Raw genomic sequence first — 16,124 nt, forward strand, 5'->3', positions numbered from 1 at the left:
TGCCGCAAAGAAACGCATCCTCAGGACGAATTTGATACATCTGTGAGTAGCAGTCCGGTCAGGAGACACCCAGTACCCTGCGAGCATTCACGATGTAAAACATTCAACCCTCTTTCCCACGTTCTGCGTGAGAACGATCATGTCAGCCGAGCAAGCGGGCAAGTTCTTCGCGGCAGTAGTCGACAAATAGCTGCACCGGCTTGGTCAGCGGTGCGCGGCGCAGCCAGACTGCCGACAGGCCGGAACCGGTGACGGTCTCGGCCAACGGCACACACACCACCTTCTGCCCATCGTAGGTGTACTCGGTGAACGGCTTGGTCACCAGAATCGAAAACCCGAACCCCCGCCCCACCATGCCCCTCACCATCTCGATCGACGGCGAGCTGAACACGATATTCGGCGTCAGCCCGCGCTCTTCGAAAATGCTCACGAAGTAGGTGCGGCTGGGCAGCACGTCCAGCAGGATCATCGGCTCCAGCACCAGGTCTGCCAGCGACACCCTGGCCTGTTGCGCAAAGCGATGATCGGCTGGCAACAGCGCATAGGGCTGCTGCGGCGGCATCAACGGGGTGGTTTCGATAGTCGCGCCCAGGTCGTGCTCGAACAGCATGGCCACGTCGATACTGCCCGCCGTCAGCGCCTGCACCAGCTCCTGTTGTTCGCCATCGCGGATACGGATTTCCACCCCCGGCCAGCGCGCCTTGAAACCGGCGATAAGACGCGGCAGGTACAGCGGCGCCACGGTTTCAAAGCAGCCGATATCGATCTGCCCCGCCACCACGTCATTGTCCGCCAGGGCGTTCTGCTCGAACTCGTGGGCCACCCGCAACAGCTCCAGCGCCTTGCGATAGAAGCGTGCGCCGCTGGGCGTCAGCGACACGCCCTGGGCGTGATGACGGATAAACAATTGCACGCCAAAGCTGTCTTCCAGCTGCTTGATCGCCGTGGACACCGACGGCTGCGCGATATACAGCTTGCGCGACGCCTCGGCGACGCTGCCGCACTCGGCCGTGGTGACGAAATATCTGAGCTGGCGCAGGTTATAGGCAGCCATCGGGACCTCCAGAAACGTGGGGCTTCGCCCTTCAATCAGGTGTAGGCAACATACCGGAGCGCGACAAGACGCGAGCTATATTTTTTAAGGTCTATAGCAACAAACTTACTAATTTACCTCCCCGCGCCCATTGCAGATGATCACGCCAACAACAAAGCGCCGCGCAGGTGGCGCACAGCGAAGTACGTCAACGTACTCACCTTGCCTTGGAGCTCGTCATGGTTACCACTGCAACATCCTCCGCCCCGCTTATCGAAAAACACACGATTGGATACGTGCCCCCGGAAGACCGCCATGGAAAGGTCAGAGACCTGTTCACCCTGTGGTTCGGCGGCAACATCGCGCCGTTGCCGATCGTCACGGGGGCGCTGGGGGTGCAACTGTTCCACCTCAACCTGCTCTGGGGCATCGTCGCGATCCTCGTCGGCCATCTGGTCGGCGGCGTGTTGATGGCGTTGCACTCGGCCCAGGGCCCGCAGATGGGCATCCCGCAAATGATCCAGAGCCGTGCCCAGTTCGGCTCACTCGGTGCCCTGCTGGTGGTGGTGATTGCCGGCGTCATGTACGTCGGCTTCTTCGCCTCCAACATCGTGCTGGCGGGCAAGTCCCTGCACGGCGTGGTCGACGCCGTGCCCGTGCCGGTGGGCATCGTGATCGGCGCCATCGGCTCCGGCATCATCGGCATCATCGGCTACCGCTTCATCCACGTGCTCAACCGCATCGGCACCTGGGTGCTGGGCGCCGGGATCGTGCTGGGGTTCGGCTACATCTTCACCCATGTACAGACCACCGACTTCCTGACCCGCGGTGAGTTCAACATCTCCGGTTGGCTGGCAACGGTGTCCCTGGCGGCGCTGTGGCAAATCGCATTTGCGCCCTACGTCTCCGACTACTCGCGCTACCTGCCGGCCGACGTGCCCGTAGCGTCGACGTTCTGGACCACCTACCTCGGCTCGGCCCTGGGCTCCAGCCTGTCGTTCATCTTCGGCGCCGTCGCCGTACTCGCCACCCCGGTCGGCATGGACACCATGGACGCCGTCAAACTCGCCACCGGTGCCATCGGCCCGTTGATGCTGGTGCTGTTTCTGCTCAGCGTGATCAGCCACAACGCGCTCAACTTGTATGGTGCGGTGCTGTCGATCATCACCCTGGTGCAGACCTTTGCGTACCGCTGGATTCCCACCGCCAAAAGCCGCGCGGTGATCTCGATCCTGGTGCTGGGGGCCTGTGCGATTGCGGCGGTGTTTGCCTCCAAGGACTTCATCGGCCACTTCGTCGACATGGTGCTGGTGCTGCTGGTGGTGTTGGTGCCGTGGACAGCGATCAACCTGATCGACTTCTACGCGATCCACAAAGGCCAGTACGACATTGCCTCGATCTTCCGCGTGGATGGCGGGATCTATGGCCGATACAACCCACAGGCACTGCTGGCCTACGCAGTGGGGATCGTGGTGCAGATTCCGTTCATGAACACGCCGCTGTATGTGGGGCCGATTTCGGCACACATCAACGGGGCGGACCTGTCCTGGGTGGTGGGGTTGGTGGTGACGTCGCCGTTGTACTTCTGGTTGGCGAGTCGGGACAGTGCGTATAAGCGCCGGATGGACGGAGGGAAGTTGGTGGGTGGGGTTTGATGGACTCCCTGTGAGCTGAGTGATGAAGTCATTGTGGCGAGCGGGCTTGCCCCGCGTTGGGCTGCGCAGCGGCCCCAGTAAGGTTGAATGCGGTGTGCCAGGCAGGTCTCCTGTGCTGAATTTGGGGCTGCTTCGCAGCCCAACGCGGGGCAAGCCCGCTCGCCACAGGGGATCTGTGTCGCTCGGGTCGATGTTTGTCTATCATGTGGCCTCTCGCTAAACGCCTCAGGAAACGCCCATGCCCGCCCTCACCTTGCGCAACGCCCCCCCCGCCGATGCCGCCCGCTGCTTTGAAATCGAGATCGGCGCCTACGAAGGCGACGAAGCCGCCACCCTGGAAAAGATCGGCACGCGTATTGCGCAATACCCGCAAGGCTTTCTGATCCTGGAAGCGGCTGGCGAAGTGGTGGGTTTCATCAACTGCGGCTGCGCCCACCACGTGGTGATGTCGGACGACGCGTTCAAGGAGTTGGTAGGCCATTCGGCCGACGCACCGAATGTGGTGATCATGTCGGTGGTGGTCGACCCGGCGCACCAGGGCAAGGGCTATTCGAAAATACTGATGACCGAATTTGTGCAGCGCATGCGCGGCATGGGCAAGCAGACAATTCACCTGATGTGCAAGGAGCAACACGTGCCGCTGTATGAGCGCATGGGCTACCAGTATGTGCAGCCGTCGCCATCGGATCACGGTGGCATGGCGTGGCATGAAATGGTCATGGCGCTCTAGAGATGAACGCACCGCACATTGAAATCAGCGACCAACCCGACGCCGAGCGCGTCGTAATGCTGTGCTGTACACCCTGAGCTTTCAAGCACCAGGGTTTTACGAGAAGCATGGCTGGGTGCGCTTTGGTGAGATTCCATGCGAACCGGACGGCAGCAGCCGGGTGTTTCTGTCTAAGACGCTGTGATGTTTTACCAGCTCCCTGACGCCCCGCCGCCGCCACTGGAACCACCGCCGCCCGATGAACTGCTGCTGGAACTGGACCGGGAGCTGCCGGAGCTGGAACCGGAACCTCCGCCCGACCCCGAGCCGCCCTCGGAAATACTCTGGATAAACACAATAAACGCCACGATCGTCGCAGCCGGTATCGCCACTATCCAGCCTTGGTAACCCTGCCCCAGCAACATCCCCACGGCCACATAGACCGCCAGCACCACCAACACACGCAGGATGAAAAAGCGTGGGCGTTTTTTCCAGGATTCACGGATGACGAAAAACAGCCCCACGTACAATCCCAGCACCAAGGCGCTGCCAAACGGCCACACCAGCCAATGGACGAAGTTGACCTCGACGAAGTGGTTCGCGACCAGCACCGCGACGATGTACGCCAGCAGTCCCAACACGCTGTAAAACACCCCACGCGCCAACCACAATGCGCCGAATGTGGCGCCGCCGATCAGCAACGTCAGCGGCACTACAAACAGGTACATCGGCCAATCGCGCCCGCCGCCATAGATCGCCAGAAGCGCTGTCACTACCGCGGTGGCAATCAACGCGCGGCGCCAATGCAGCTTGCCGGCGGCGATGAGCACACCGCCGATAGCGCCGATAACAAACGCCAGCAGTATCGCAATGAACTGTGGATTAAGCCCCGGCGCCGCAATCGCGGACAGGTCACCGCCGTCGACCAGCACCACCAGATCGTTCACGCCCTGGGAGACACCGCCCGCGAAATCGCCCTGGCGAAACGCCGGCGTGATGTGTTCTTCGATGATGCGATGGGCCAGCAGGTCGGTCACCGTGCCTTCCAGGCCGTAGCCCACTTCGATACGCACCTTGCGATCGTCCTTGGCCACCACCAGCAGGATGCCGTCGTTGATGTCCTTGCGCCCCAGCTTCCAGGCACGGAACAGCTGGTTGGCGTAGTCCTCGATACTCGCGCCGCCAGTGGTGGGCACCAGCAGCACCGCAATTTGCGCGCCTTTGCGCTGTTCAAGGTCGGCGAGCTGGTTTTTCATACGGGTGGCGGTGGCAGCGTCCAGGGTGTTGGTGAGGTCGATCACCCGCTGGTCGAGGGCCACGCCGATGGGCGAATCCTCCGCATGGGCGGTGCTCAACAGGCCGATGAGCACCAGCGCCACCAGGCCCAGGATCGATTGCCGCAAAATCGCCATCATGCTTTGTTACCCGAAGTTTCTTCCTGAAGGCGCCGACTTTACCTTATCAACGCTATAACGCGTGACCCCACGGCGTTGACTATCTAAACTGCGCACATACATAGCAATACGCCATAACCGAGAAGCCCATGGATCTACGTCAGCGCAACAACGTCAATGTGATGGGCACCGGCGCGTCGACTTTGGTGTTCTCCCATGGTTTTGGCTGCAACCAGGCCATGTGGAACTACCTGGCACCGCATTTCCTCGAGCGTTTTCGTGTGGTCCTGTACGACCTCGTCGGTGCAGGCCTGTCGGACCTGAGCGCGTACGACAAAGACAAATACAGCACGCTGGACGGCTATGCCCGGGACCTCAATCAGATCATCGACGCCCATGCCGCAGGCCCGGTGATTCTGGTGGGTCACTCGGTCAGCGCGATGATCGGCACCCTCGCCGACCGCCAGGCACCGGGACGGATCGCCGCTCACGTGATGATCGGCCCGTCGCCGCGCTATATCGATGAAGACGGCTATATCGGCGGTTTCAAGCGTAGCGATATCGAAGACCTGCTCGACACCCTCGACAGCAACTACCTCGGCTGGTCCAGCGCCATGGCCCCGGTGATCATGGGCGCGCCTGATCAGCCCGCGCTGGGCGAAGAGCTGACCAAGAGTTTCTGCCGCACCGAGCCGGATATCGCCAAGCAATTCGCACGGGTGACGTTCATGTCGGACAACCGTCAGGATGTGATCGACCTGGCCACCCCGGTGCTGATCCTGCAATCGACCGACGACCTGATCGCACCGGTGGCTGTCGGCGAATACCTGCACAGCGTGTTGCCCAACAGCACCTATCACCTGGTGGATAACGTCGGCCATTGCCCGCACATGAGCGCGCCCCAGGCTTGCGCGGTGGCCATGGACAGCTTCCTTGCGCCGTGGGCAACTGCACGTGCCAGCTGATCTATTCGATAGCGCCGCTTGCGCACTGGCCGTCACCTCGGAAGATGGCACCCTGGTGCAAACCAACGCACGCTTCAGCGAATGGCTGGGGTTCAGTGCCGCCGAGCTGTGCGGCAAGCGCTTCCAGGACCTGCTGACCATGGGCGGCCGGATTTTCCACCAGACCCACCTGGCGCCCATGTTGCGCATGCATGGCAGCATCACCGAAGTGAAGCTGGACATGCTGCACCGTGACGGCCACAAGATCACCGTGCTGCTCAACGGCAACAAGCGCGAGCAGGCCGACGCTACGGTGTACGACCTGGCTCTGTTCGGCACCACCGACCGCGACAAGTACGAACGCGAGCTGCTCAACGCACGCAACCTGGCCGAAGCCCTGCTGCAGGAAAAAACCGCCACCGAACTGGCCTTGCAGCAAGCCCAGGCCGAACTGCGCGAGGCCTATGCCATCGCCCAGCGCCGCGCACTGTTCGCCGAGCAGATGGTGGCGATTGTCAGCCATGACCTGAAAAACCCGCTCACCGCCATCCGCATGGCCTCCGACTTTCTCAGCCGCAGCGAACGCACGGCCAAGGAGCGCCAGTTGCTGGGGCACATCGGCCAGTCGTCCGAACGCGCCCAACGCATGATCGCCGACCTGCTGGACTTCACCCAGGCCCGGGTCGGCCAGGGCATCTCCATCAAGACCCTGCCGTTGGACTTGCATGGCGTGATTCATCGCACCGTGGACGAACTGCGCGTGGCGTTTCCCAAGGCGACGTTGGAACATCACGCAGAAGGCCATGGCGACGCCTGCCTGGACGCCGACCGCGTGCAGCAGATCATCGGCAACCTGGTGGCCAACAGCGTGGCCTATGGCGACCTGCAACGGCCGATCCGGATTACCTCACGCCTGGGCGTTGGCGGCTGCGAAGTGGCGGTACACAACCACGGCGCGGCCATTCCCGAAGCGTTGCTGGCCGGGCTGTTCGAGCCCATGACCCGAGCTACCGACCAGGGCAGTGATGTGCGCAGCGTGGGCCTGGGCCTGTATATCGTGCGCGAGTTGGCCAAGGTGCACGGCGGGGATGTGGCGGTGAGTTCCTGCGCCACCGGCGGCACCACCTTCACCGTGACGTTTCAGAACACGTAGGCGCTGCCTTGCATCACCGGCTCGACACTGCCGGTCAGCACCACACCGCCCTCACCCGCCCAGTGCACGGTCACGATGCCGCCGTCGCACTCCACCTGCACCGTGGCATCCAGGAACCCGCGCCGGATCCCATTGACCACCGCGCCGCAGCAGCACGAGCCGGAGCCCAGCGGCACGCCGCCGCCACGCTCCCAGATGCGCAGGCGGATACGGCCACGGTCCAGCACCTGCACGAAATGCACATTGGTCTTGTCCGGGAACAACCGATGTTTTTCCAGTGCAGGGCCCACGGCGGCGACCTTGATCGTGGTGAGGTCATCCACGAAAAACGTACAGTGCGGATTGCCCATGCTGCACGCGGCCGGTTCGCCCTCGATAGGCAGAACAAGCGTATCCATGGCCCCGGCCAGCGGCACTGCATGCCAGTCCAGCGACGGCTCGCCCATGTTCACCGAGACTTGCCGCCCGGGGGCACGTACGCAGGTCAGCAGGCCCCGGTCGGTACGCAACAGCACCGAATCCGTAGCGGCCTCATGCATCAAGCGATCAGCCACGCCACGGGTCGCGCTGCCGCAGGTGGCCAGCGGCGTACCGTTGGGGTTCCAGAACTTGATGCGCGCAGCGGCGTCATCGCAGTCGAGTACCACGGCAAGCTGGTTGAAACCGATACCGGTGTGACGGTCGCCCAGGCGGCGGGCGATCTGCGCGGTGATGGGATCGTGCAAGCCACGGCGGTCGATGATGATGAAGTCATCGCCATGGGCGTGCATTTTCACGAACGGCAAAAGCATCGGTTGTCCTGTGGTCGACCTGTGGGGGAACTGAAGGATACTCTGAACCGGCCCACTCTTATGAGACCCACCTATGCTAATTGTCTTCAGTGGCCTGCCCGGCACCGGCAAAACCACGATTGCCCGCGAACTCGCACGCCAGACCGCGGCGGTTTACCTGCGTATCGACTTGATTGAACAGGCTATACGCGAGGCCGGTGTGCTGGCAGGGGACGTGGGTGCCAGCGGTTACGGCGTGGCGAATGCACTGGCGCTGAGCAGTCTGCAACTGGGCCACACCGTGGTGGCGGACTGCGTAAATCCGGTCAGGGAAAGCCGGCAAGCGTGGAAGGCCGTCGCTGCAGCAGCAAAGGTGGCATTACTGAATGTTCGGGTGATCTGCTCAGACCAGCAGGAACATCAACGACGGGTGGAAACCCGCACGGGGGATATTCCCGGCCTGGTTCCGCCCTCCTGGGCGTCTGTGTTGGCGCATGAGTATGAGGTTTGGGATGAAGTGCCCTTGACGCTCGATACCGCCTGCATGACACCGGAGCAAGCCGTGACAACAACGATGGCGAACCTCACCTCTGTGGCGAGCGGGCTTGCCCCGCGTTGGGGCGCGAAGCGGCCCTGAAACCAGGCAATGCGTTCTGACAGGGGAAATGCAGGGGCTTACCGGGGCTGCTGCGCAGCCCAACGCGGGGCAAGCCCGCTCGCCACAACAGGCCTGCTCGCCACGAGGTTGAGCCGCCTACAACACGCTGCCCATCGCCTTCATCAACACCAGGTCCCGCCCATAGATATCCGGCGCGTATACCAACCCGCCCTCACGGTTGACCTCAACCGTCCAGTAACTCAACAACACCGGCACCGGCGTGGCCAGCCTGAATTCGTGGGTCACGCCGGTGGCCAGCAGTTCATCGGTGCGCGCGCGTTCGGCCGGGCTCACCAGCAGATCGCGCAGGAGCAGCGGTTGCTCGACCCGCACACACCCCGAACTGAACGCCCGTGGCCCTTTGGTGAACAGCGGCTGGCTCGGCGTGTCGTGCAGGTACACCGAGTACGGGTTGGGAAAGCGCATCACGATCTTGCCCAGCGGGTTGCGCGGGCCAGCTTCCTGGCGCAGCAGGATGTTGCCCGGGCGCGCCCAGTCGATCTGTTCCGGCGCCAGCGGGTGGCCTTCGGCATCGAGCACTTGCAGGTTCTGTTGGCGCAGGTATTCAGGGTTGAGGCGGATGGCCGGGAGTTTGTCCTCGCGCATGATGGTGGGCGGGATGGTCCACGTGGGGTTGAGGGTCAGCCGGGTAATACGCGATTTGAGCAATGGCGTCTGGCGCTCGGCGCGGCCCACTTGCAGGCGGGTCTGCCACACCGGGATGCCGCTCTGGTACACGCTCAATTGCGCAGCCGCGACGTTGACCAGCACGCCCTCGGGCTCCAGGTCCTGGGCCAGCCAGCGGAAGCGTTCGAGGTTGATGCGCAGTTGCTCGCGACGGATCGCCGGGCTGATATTGAGCTCGGCCACCGTACCGGCGCCGATCACACCGTCGGCCTGCAACGAATGACTCAGCTGGAAGGCCTTGACCGCCTTGACCAACTCGTCACCGTACTGCCTGCCGCCGGGGGCCTTGGCCAGGTAACCTCCGCCGATCAGGCGCCGCGCCAGTTCCGGTACGCGCGGGTCGTCCATCCCGGGGCGCAACAGCGGGCCGTTGGCGACCGGGTCCCAATGCGGCAATGGCTGCTGGCGCACAGTGGCATAGGCATTGCGCAGGCTGCGGTAGAGGTCCGCGCTGGGGCGTGCCTGATCGAACGCCTGGGCCATGTCTTGCAGGCCGGTGGCGGCAAACGCCAGCACTTCAATATTGGGGTCGCGGGTCGGCGGCTGGGAATGCCACAGCGGCTCGAAGCGCGATTGCTGCAGGCGCCCGTAGTGCAAATCCTGCAGGGCTTGCAGGTAGTGCTGGCTGCTGGCGATGTCGCTGCACAGCACGTTGGCCGTGGCATCTGGCGCAGGCAGGCTATAGTGGGTGGGGTCCAGGCCGTCATCGGCGAGCATCAGCAACTGAGATTGCAGGGCTTGCCGGCGCTCGTCGGCGGACCACAGTGGCCCATTACCCTGCTGCTGGTAGAACGCTTGCAGACGCAGTTGGGCAGCCGCGTCAATCTGCGGCACCAGGCCGGGGCAGACGCTCGGCAATTGCGCCAAGGCCTGCTGCACGGGTGCCAGGTCGACCGGTGCGGGCGTGGTCACCGGCAACGGCTCGACCGGCAGCGCATCGGCTGTCGCGACCAATGGTGCAACGAGCAGGCAAATGCTCAAGTAACATGCGTGTTTTTTGAACAATTGACCTGGCTCCAATCCACAGCGGGGGGATACTTTGTAGATGCTGACTTTCATGCGCCGCCTCGGCTTGATGACCGTGACGTTGGCCACGCTGAGCAATTTCGCGCTCGCCGCCAATCAGACCTCGCCTAACTTGTATAGCAGCCTGGCGCGCTCGGCTCCAGAACTCAATCCCACTGTACTCAAAAGCGCCCTGAACGCGGTGCAGTGCGCAGTCAATAACGGCGAAGAGCGCTCCGAACGCCTGGCGGTCATTGACTACTCCCAGCCTTCCACCGCCCGTCGGCTGTGGATCTTCGATTTGCGCAAGAAGACCCTGGTACTGCGCGACCTGGTGGCCCACGGCGCCAAGTCCGGGGAAAACTTCGCCACCCAGTTTTCCAACCTGGAAGGCAGCCACCAGTCCAGCCTGGGTCTGTTCCGCACCCAGGAAAGCTACCTGGGCACCCACGGTTACTCGTTGCGCATGGACGGCCTGGAGCCGGGTTTCAACGATCAGGCCCGCGACCGCGCCATTGTGATCCACGCCGCCGACTACGTAAGCCCCCTGTGGAGCAAGCGTGAAGGTCGTATCGGTCGCAGCCAGGGTTGCCCGGCCGTGCGCCCGCAGGTAGCCCGCCAGGTAGTGGACAAGCTCAAGGATGGGCAGTTCATGTTTTCGTGGTACCCCGACCAGCGTTGGTTGAAGTCTTCGACCTACCTCAATTGCAAACCCCAACAGGTGGCGAGTAGTCGTACAATCCGTGGCGGATAGCCTGTCCCCATAGATAAGAGAGCGCCGCATGCTTCTACATAAGTCCACCTGGATCGAGATCGGGCAGTTTCTGGAACGCAGCTGCACGGTGGTGATTCCCATCGGCTCCAACGAGCAGCACGGCCCCACCGGCCTGCTCGGCACCGACTGGATGTGCCCGGAAATCATCGCCCATGAGGCGCAAAAGAGCGCCGACATCCTAATCGGCCCGACCTTCAATATCGGCATGGCCCAGCATCACCAGGGGTTTCCCGGCACCATTTCCCTGCGCCCGTCCACCTTTATCGCCGCGATTGGCGACTGGGTGCGTTCGCTGGCCGGGCATGGTTTCGAGAAGATTCTGTTTCTGAACGGCCATGGCGGCAATATCGCCACGATTGAAGCGGCGTTTTCCGAGCTGTACGCCGAAGCAAGCTTCGCCCGCCGCCCCGCCGGGTTTGCGTTGAAGCTGGTGAACTGGTGGGACCTGGAAGGCGTGACCGACCTGGCCCAGCGCCAGTTCCCGGTGGGCCATGGCAGCCATGCCACGCCGTCGGAGATTGCGGTGACCCAATGGGCCTACCCGGACGCGATCAAGACCGCCGACTACTCGCCGCAAATCGCCAACACCGGGCCGATCCGCGAAGCCCTGGACTTCCGCGCGCGCTTCCCGGATGGGCGCATGGGCTCGGACCCGGCGCTGGCGACGGTGGAAAAAGGTGGTGAATTGGTGGCGTTGGCGGCGCAGGGGTTGGTCAAGACAGTGAACAGCTTCAGCAACGAAGCCAAACCTTAAGCCCTACGCAAATCCAATTGTGGGAGGGGGCTTGCCCCCGATAGCAGTATGGCAGTCACAGATGTATTGACTGATCCACCGCTATCGGGGGCAAGCCCCCTCCCACATGTGGTTTTATGTATGGCCTGGGATTACTGGCAGTCCTTTGCCGCCAGCTCAAGCCGCGACGGCGTGATCGTCGACGCCAGCGGCTTGCGCTCATACAGGAACACCTTGGCGCCCTCTCCGGCCTTGTAGGCTTCCAGCACATCATCGGCGGCTATCTTGCTGGTCAGCACCACTTTGGCATGGCGCGAGTTCTGGGTGACGGTCGAGGTGATCCCGTGTTTTTCCAGCTTGGGCAGCACGCACTGCACATAGGCTTGCGGGCTCTTGCCGGTTTGCAGGGTCAGGCTCGGGGCGTTGGGGGCGGTTACACAACCAGCCAACAACAGGGAAGCAATGGCCAAGGCCGGGGCGAAAAAAGCGCGCATGAAAAATTCCTGACTATAAAAATAAAGGTTCACATCAACCGGCGCGGACCAACGCTTTGAGCGACGCATCGAACTGCTTCAAGGCATCGAGTTGCACATCACGCTGCTGCTCGATCTGCGCGGCAATCTCCGGCGCGGCCTTGTCATGTACCCACACCGATGGCACCTGCTTGTGCACCGAGCCTTCGGCCTTGGCGATGTACTGCAGGTTCGCGTCGTAGAACCGCGCGATAAAACGCGCCTCCACCACATCGTTACGCTGGGTCAGCAGCTGGTTATGGGTATCGAGCATCACCACCACATCGGGGTGCGCCTGCACCAGGGCGTCCAGGTTGTCGTAGACCGTTACCGACAAAAAGGTGCCTTGCAGCGAGCTCATCAACCAATCGATGGCCAGTTCCGGGTCGGAACTGTTGACGAACGCCTGGCGGATACGTCCGTCGAGGGCATCCTTGGCGCCATTCAAGGCCATATCGTGGTAGCGTTCGAGGTAGCTGAGGTTGTCGCGGGTGTTGTCGCTCAACAACACACCCACTGACTGCGCGTGCTGCAGGGAGTCTACGCTACCGATGATAGGTAGCAAATGGCTGGTATGCAGATCATCGGCGATTGCCGCGTTGTTGATGACCACCGTGCCAAGCATCAGAGCCATCAAAGCCACCTGAATAAACGTCCTCATCGCGCATTTCCTTGAACAGCGTCTCGATGGGGCGATTTTCCGCTTTTCCTGCAAAAACAGAACTTGCGATGCTTGATGGTGACTATTATCTGAACCGATAGTGCTGACATAAAACCTATAAGGACAACGCCATGAAGCCCTACCAGAAAACCTTCGACCGCATCCGCGAAGCCGTACTACCGGAGTTCCGCGAACGGGTCGCCGATTACCTGGTCGACTATGAACACGTGCTGCAGGACGAGGCGGCGGACGCGGATCGGATCAGCGCCAGTGCCCAGCAACTGCGCGGCTACCTGCGCGGCCTGAACACCACGCGGGTACTGGGCATGGCCGACTGGGAGGAGCTGGACCGTCGTGTGAAAGAGGATTGGCTACGGGTGGTCGAAGCCGAATAACGCGCGAGGCGTATCGATCAGCAAGGCCTGCGCGACCGGTGTCGACCAGCCCAGGGCTTGGCGTTGCTCGATCACCGTGGGGTAGTCGACTGACGTTTCATGCTGGGTGTGCGGCCAGTCACTGCCCCACACCAAGCGGTGCAGACCGAAACTCTGCTGCAGCAACGGCATGGCCTGGCGGGCGAACTCAAGGTTCTGCGCCGGGCTGCCGCCCAGGCGATAGATCCCCGAGACTTTCAACCACAACTGGCCGCTGAGGCCCAAGTCCAGCAACTCGGCAAAATCGCGCTGGGCGACGCCGAGTCGTGCATCCGGCCGGCCAAAATGGTCGACCACCAGCTTGATCCCGAACGGCAGCAACTGGCGCACCAATTGCGGCAGGTCGGCCACCTCGCGGTGCAATTCCACATGCCAGCCCAGGGCGACAAGGTGCTCGAAAAAAACCTTCCAGCCGGGCTCGGCAAAGTCTGGCAGCGCCCGGCCCACCAGGTTCAAGCGCACGCCAACCACGCCTGCGCGGGCCATCGCCCGTAAAGCGTCGTGCGGGATATCCCGCTCCAGCACCACCACGCCGCGCAACTGATCCGGGGCTTGCTGCAAAGCGGCCAACAGATAGCCGTTGTCGGTGCCCAGGAAACTGGGCTGTACCAGCACACCGTGGCTCAGGCCATTGGCGTGCAAGTGGCCGAGGTAGTCCGCCAGCGTGGCGTCGTAGCGTGGGGTGTAGCGACGCTCACCGGCCAGGGTCAGCGCCTGGCTGAATACATGGGCGTGGGCGTCGATGCCGGTGATGGAACGGTTATCAAGCATGGGGTCGTCTTTCAAAAGTAAAAAGGATCAGGCCTGGGCGCGCTGGCCGGTCACGACGCTCTCGGCGGGTGCCGCTTCCAGCACACGGCCACGGGTTTCCGGCAGGCACAGCGCGGCGATCACCGCGACGCCGTAGGCGATCCCGGCATCGATGCCGATGGCCGAGCCGAGGGACATCGAGTCGCTCATATGCCCCACCAGGAAGGGAAACACCGCCGACAGCACGCGCCCGAAGTTGTAGCAAAAGCCCACGCCGGCGCCGCGCACATCCGCCGGGTACAACTCGTTGAACAACGCCCCCAGGCTGGCCGGGATACCGGCGGCGAAAAAGCCCAGCGGGAAGCCAAGGAACAGCATCTGCGTATTGCTCAGCGGCAGGAACACATAGGCCTGCACGGTGATCACGCAGCACAGCGCAAACAGCACGATGTTCTTGCGGCGACCAATGCGGTCGATCAGCCAACCACTGGCGATGCAGCCACACCAGAAGGCAAAGATGATCACCGCCAGGTAGCCGCCCGAGTTGAGTACCGACAGGTTGCGCTCGGTCTTGAGAAAGGTCGGCAGCCAGGTCATCACCGCATGGTAACCACCGTGGGCACCCAGGCCCAGCAGGCCGCCGAACAGCGTGACGCGGATCAGCTCAGGGCGAAAGATGCCCGCCAGCGACTTGAAGAAACTCTGGGGAATCGCCTGTTCCTTTTGCAGGCGCTGAAAGCTGTCGGGTTCTTCAACGTTACGCCGCACCCAGATAATCAGGAACGACGGCAGCAGGCCCACCACGAACATCACCCGCCAGGCCATGTCCTGGGGCACAAACGAATAGATCAGCGCAAACACCCCGACCGCCACGCCCCAGCCCACGGCCCAGGCGCTCTGCACGGTGCCCATCACCTTGCCGCGATATTTCGGGTTGATGGTCTCGGCCATCAACACCGCGCCCGCCGCCCATTCACCACCGATGCCGAAGCCTTGCAGCGCCTTGACGATCAGCAGTTGGTGGAAGCCAGTGACGAACGCCGACAAAAACGTGAAGAACGAGAACCACAGGATCATCCACTGCAACGTGCGCACCCGGCCGTAGCGGTCGGACAAGGTACCGCCGACCCAACCTCCGATGGCCGAGGTCACCAGCGTGACGCCGCTGATCAGCCCCGCATCGCCCTTGCTCAAGGCGAAGGCCGCGATGAGTGCCGGGATCGCCAGGCCGAACATCTGCACTTCCAATGCATCCAGGGACCAGCCGCCGAAGCAGGCCCAGAACGTTTTGCGCTCCCGAGGAGTGACTTGGCGATACCAACTGAACATGATTTTTATCCTTATAGGTCAAACGCGAGGCAGCCGGGCGCGAACCGCGCCACAGCCGGGCCAGTGTTGGGCAAACAGTTAACGGTGCGGATGTGCGGTCAGCGAATGTCCACGCGGTAGCGGAAGTGTTCGGCATGCCCACGGGAGCGTCGCCACTCCAGGGGCTGGCCGGCGTAGTCGCGGGCCAGGCGCTCGATCACCACCACCGGGCTGTTGACCGGTACTTGCAGCAAGCGCGCGTACACCGCGTTGACCGATTCGGCCGTGAGGGTTTCCTCGGCCGAGGCCACCACCTGCCCGCAGACACTCTCATACACCGGATACAGCAACGGGCCTTGCACGGCCAGGTCGATGTCGAGCAGCGCCTGGAAGCGTGCGCGCGGCAGCCAGATTTCTTCGGCGAGCAGCGGCTGCACGTCAAACAGACGGGTCCGGACGATGCGGATCACTTGGGCTTCGGAGGCCAGGCCCAGCGCCTCGCTGACCGCCGACGGCGCGGCCACGGACTCGACCGTGAGGATGCGGCTTTGCGGCACCTGACGCTCGCCCGACGGGCCTTGAAAACGGAAGAAGCGAAACAGCGACGACTGGAATTGCGGGCGGCGCACAAAGGTGCCACGGCCCTGCTGACGCTCCAGAATGCCCTCGCTGACCAGTGCATCCACGGCCTTGCGCACGGTACCGGTCGACAGCGCGTACTCGGCGGACAACACCGCTTCGGTGGGAATCGCTTCGCCGGGGCGCCAGCGATTGTTGGCGATCTGCTCGATCAGCTGGTCGCGCAAGCGTTGGTAAAGCGGCAGGCGGGCATCACTGGACAGCGTATTCATGGGGTCACATTCACTTTGTTATGTAGTCATATATATGAATATGACCAGAGTATTCTTCCGCCGGGTGATGCCTGTCAAGCGCCTCACCGCAG

17 protein-coding genes and 1 pseudogene are annotated in these 16,124 nt (G+C 62.6%); 9 read left to right on the plus strand and 9 right to left on the minus strand.

What is annotated here, in order from left to right:
* Positions 1 to 142: 142 nt before the first annotated feature.
* Positions 143 to 1,054 (minus strand): LysR family transcriptional regulator, encoded by a 912-nt coding sequence (locus BMX59_RS16595; RefSeq protein WP_071491725.1) that lies wholly within the window; start codon positions 1,052 to 1,054, stop codon positions 143 to 145.
* Between the two features lie 218 nt (positions 1,055 to 1,272).
* Here BMX59_RS16595 and BMX59_RS16600 point away from each other — a divergent pair, with 218 nt between their 5' ends.
* From BMX59_RS16600 to BMX59_RS30805, 3 genes and pseudogenes are all read left to right on the plus strand, one after another.
* Positions 1,273 to 2,688 carry a purine-cytosine permease family protein gene (locus tag BMX59_RS16600; protein ID WP_093123564.1) on the plus strand — a complete coding sequence of 472 codons (1,416 nt, stop codon included), beginning with the start codon at positions 1,273 to 1,275 and terminating at the stop codon, positions 2,686 to 2,688.
* A 238-nt stretch (positions 2,689 to 2,926) separates the two neighbouring features.
* A complete protein-coding gene (locus BMX59_RS16605; protein WP_093123569.1) occupies positions 2,927 to 3,418 on the plus strand; it encodes a GNAT family N-acetyltransferase in 492 nt (163 codons plus the stop codon).
* A 37-nt stretch (positions 3,419 to 3,455) separates the two neighbouring features.
* Positions 3,456 to 3,602 (plus strand): annotated as a pseudogene (locus BMX59_RS30805) (GNAT family N-acetyltransferase); the annotation flags it as partial.
* 4 nt (positions 3,603 to 3,606) lie between these two features.
* On the opposite strand, the gene BMX59_RS16615 reads toward BMX59_RS30805, so the two are convergent.
* Positions 3,607 to 4,812, minus strand: coding sequence for a TPM domain-containing protein (locus BMX59_RS16615; protein WP_093123572.1), 1,206 nt, complete (start codon positions 4,810 to 4,812; stop codon positions 3,607 to 3,609).
* Positions 4,813 to 4,940: 128 nt separating this feature from the next.
* Between BMX59_RS16615 and BMX59_RS16620 the strand changes: the two genes are divergently transcribed.
* Both BMX59_RS16620 and BMX59_RS16625 read left to right on the plus strand, forming a co-directional pair.
* On the plus strand, positions 4,941 to 5,756 hold the full coding sequence (locus BMX59_RS16620; RefSeq protein WP_093123575.1) for an alpha/beta fold hydrolase: 816 nt from the start codon (positions 4,941 to 4,943) through the stop codon (positions 5,754 to 5,756).
* Positions 5,746 to 6,888 carry a PAS domain-containing sensor histidine kinase gene (locus BMX59_RS16625; RefSeq protein WP_093124179.1) on the plus strand — a complete coding sequence of 381 codons (1,143 nt, stop codon included), beginning with the start codon at positions 5,746 to 5,748 and terminating at the stop codon, positions 6,886 to 6,888. The genes BMX59_RS16620 and BMX59_RS16625 overlap by 11 nt, the downstream gene beginning before the upstream one ends.
* Here BMX59_RS16625 and dapF read toward each other — a convergent pair.
* On the minus strand, positions 6,876 to 7,679 hold the full coding sequence (dapF, locus tag BMX59_RS16630) for a diaminopimelate epimerase (RefSeq protein WP_093123577.1): 804 nt from the start codon (positions 7,677 to 7,679) through the stop codon (positions 6,876 to 6,878). The genes BMX59_RS16625 and dapF overlap by 13 nt on opposite strands.
* Before the next feature lie 73 nt (positions 7,680 to 7,752).
* Between dapF and BMX59_RS16635 the strand changes: the two genes are divergently transcribed.
* Positions 7,753 to 8,295 carry a P-loop nucleotide/nucleoside kinase family protein gene (locus tag BMX59_RS16635; protein ID WP_092245314.1) on the plus strand — a complete coding sequence of 181 codons (543 nt, stop codon included), beginning with the start codon at positions 7,753 to 7,755 and terminating at the stop codon, positions 8,293 to 8,295.
* A gap of 117 nt (positions 8,296 to 8,412) precedes the next feature.
* Here the strand turns inward: BMX59_RS16635 and BMX59_RS16640 are convergent, their stop codons facing one another.
* The gene (locus tag BMX59_RS16640; protein ID WP_093123581.1) at positions 8,413 to 10,008 is read right to left on the minus strand and encodes a L,D-transpeptidase family protein; all 1,596 of its coding nucleotides are present in this window, start codon (positions 10,006 to 10,008) and stop codon (positions 8,413 to 8,415) included.
* Between the two features lie 40 nt (positions 10,009 to 10,048).
* Between BMX59_RS16640 and BMX59_RS16645 the strand changes: the two genes are divergently transcribed.
* Both BMX59_RS16645 and BMX59_RS16650 read left to right on the plus strand, forming a co-directional pair.
* Positions 10,049 to 10,762, plus strand: coding sequence for a murein L,D-transpeptidase catalytic domain family protein (locus BMX59_RS16645; RefSeq protein ID WP_071491735.1), 714 nt, complete (start codon positions 10,049 to 10,051; stop codon positions 10,760 to 10,762).
* A 28-nt stretch (positions 10,763 to 10,790) separates the two neighbouring features.
* Complete coding sequence (locus BMX59_RS16650; RefSeq protein ID WP_093123584.1) at positions 10,791 to 11,537, plus strand: creatininase family protein; 747 nt, start codon at positions 10,791 to 10,793, stop codon at positions 11,535 to 11,537.
* 131 nt (positions 11,538 to 11,668) lie between these two features.
* On the opposite strand, the gene BMX59_RS16655 is transcribed toward BMX59_RS16650, so the two are convergent.
* Together BMX59_RS16655 and BMX59_RS16660 are read right to left on the minus strand one after the other, a co-directional pair.
* Entirely contained in the window at positions 11,669 to 12,010 is a 342-nt protein-coding gene (locus BMX59_RS16655) for a hypothetical protein (protein WP_093123587.1), read from the minus strand.
* 34 nt (positions 12,011 to 12,044) lie between these two features.
* Positions 12,045 to 12,689 carry an ATPase gene (locus BMX59_RS16660; RefSeq protein ID WP_092245301.1) on the minus strand — a complete coding sequence of 215 codons (645 nt, stop codon included), beginning with the start codon at positions 12,687 to 12,689 and terminating at the stop codon, positions 12,045 to 12,047.
* 131 nt (positions 12,690 to 12,820) lie between these two features.
* Between BMX59_RS16660 and BMX59_RS16665 the strand changes: the two genes are divergently transcribed.
* A complete protein-coding gene (locus BMX59_RS16665) occupies positions 12,821 to 13,084 on the plus strand; it encodes a hypothetical protein (RefSeq protein WP_071491739.1) in 264 nt (87 codons plus the stop codon).
* On the opposite strand, the gene BMX59_RS16670 is transcribed toward BMX59_RS16665, so the two are convergent.
* The 3 genes from BMX59_RS16670 to BMX59_RS16680 form a co-directional block, all read right to left on the minus strand.
* The gene (locus BMX59_RS16670) at positions 13,061 to 13,894 is read right to left on the minus strand and encodes an amidohydrolase family protein (RefSeq protein WP_093123590.1); all 834 of its coding nucleotides are present in this window, start codon (positions 13,892 to 13,894) and stop codon (positions 13,061 to 13,063) included. The two genes, BMX59_RS16665 and BMX59_RS16670, sit on opposite strands and share 24 nt — an antisense overlap.
* A gap of 27 nt (positions 13,895 to 13,921) precedes the next feature.
* On the minus strand, positions 13,922 to 15,202 hold the full coding sequence (locus BMX59_RS16675; protein ID WP_093123593.1) for an MFS transporter: 1,281 nt from the start codon (positions 15,200 to 15,202) through the stop codon (positions 13,922 to 13,924).
* 98 nt (positions 15,203 to 15,300) lie between these two features.
* Positions 15,301 to 16,032, minus strand: a complete 732-nt coding sequence (locus BMX59_RS16680) for a GntR family transcriptional regulator (protein WP_092245293.1) — start codon at positions 16,030 to 16,032, stop codon at positions 15,301 to 15,303.
* Between the last annotated feature and the right edge of the window lie 92 nt (positions 16,033 to 16,124).

Source organism: Pseudomonas sp. NFR09 (assembly GCF_900111535.1).
GTDB classification, from domain to species: Bacteria; Pseudomonadota; Gammaproteobacteria; order Pseudomonadales; family Pseudomonadaceae; genus Aquipseudomonas; species Aquipseudomonas extremorientalis.

Coding starts and splice junctions, on each gene's coding strand:
- BMX59_RS16595 (WP_071491725.1), bottom strand. CDS start 1,054: ATGGCTGCCTATAACCTGCGCCAGCTCAGATATTTCGTCACCACGGCC.
- BMX59_RS16665 (WP_071491739.1), top strand. CDS start 12,821: ATGAAGCCCTACCAGAAAACCTTCGACCGCATCCGCGAAGCCGTACTA.
- BMX59_RS16670 (WP_093123590.1), bottom strand. CDS start 13,894: ATGCTTGATAACCGTTCCATCACCGGCATCGACGCCCACGCCCATGTA.
- BMX59_RS16605 (WP_093123569.1), top strand. CDS start 2,927: ATGCCCGCCCTCACCTTGCGCAACGCCCCCCCCGCCGATGCCGCCCGC.
- BMX59_RS16660 (WP_092245301.1), bottom strand. CDS start 12,689: ATGAGGACGTTTATTCAGGTGGCTTTGATGGCTCTGATGCTTGGCACG.
- BMX59_RS16675 (WP_093123593.1), bottom strand. CDS start 15,202: ATGTTCAGTTGGTATCGCCAAGTCACTCCTCGGGAGCGCAAAACGTTC.
- BMX59_RS16600 (WP_093123564.1), top strand. CDS start 1,273: ATGGTTACCACTGCAACATCCTCCGCCCCGCTTATCGAAAAACACACG.
- BMX59_RS16620 (WP_093123575.1), top strand. CDS start 4,941: ATGGATCTACGTCAGCGCAACAACGTCAATGTGATGGGCACCGGCGCG.
- BMX59_RS16635 (WP_092245314.1), top strand. CDS start 7,753: ATGCTAATTGTCTTCAGTGGCCTGCCCGGCACCGGCAAAACCACGATT.
- BMX59_RS16680 (WP_092245293.1), bottom strand. CDS start 16,032: ATGAATACGCTGTCCAGTGATGCCCGCCTGCCGCTTTACCAACGCTTG.
- BMX59_RS16655 (WP_093123587.1), bottom strand. CDS start 12,010: ATGCGCGCTTTTTTCGCCCCGGCCTTGGCCATTGCTTCCCTGTTGTTG.
- BMX59_RS16645 (WP_071491735.1), top strand. CDS start 10,049: ATGCTGACTTTCATGCGCCGCCTCGGCTTGATGACCGTGACGTTGGCC.
- BMX59_RS16650 (WP_093123584.1), top strand. CDS start 10,791: ATGCTTCTACATAAGTCCACCTGGATCGAGATCGGGCAGTTTCTGGAA.
- dapF (WP_093123577.1), bottom strand. CDS start 7,679: ATGCTTTTGCCGTTCGTGAAAATGCACGCCCATGGCGATGACTTCATC.
- BMX59_RS16615 (WP_093123572.1), bottom strand. CDS start 4,812: ATGATGGCGATTTTGCGGCAATCGATCCTGGGCCTGGTGGCGCTGGTG.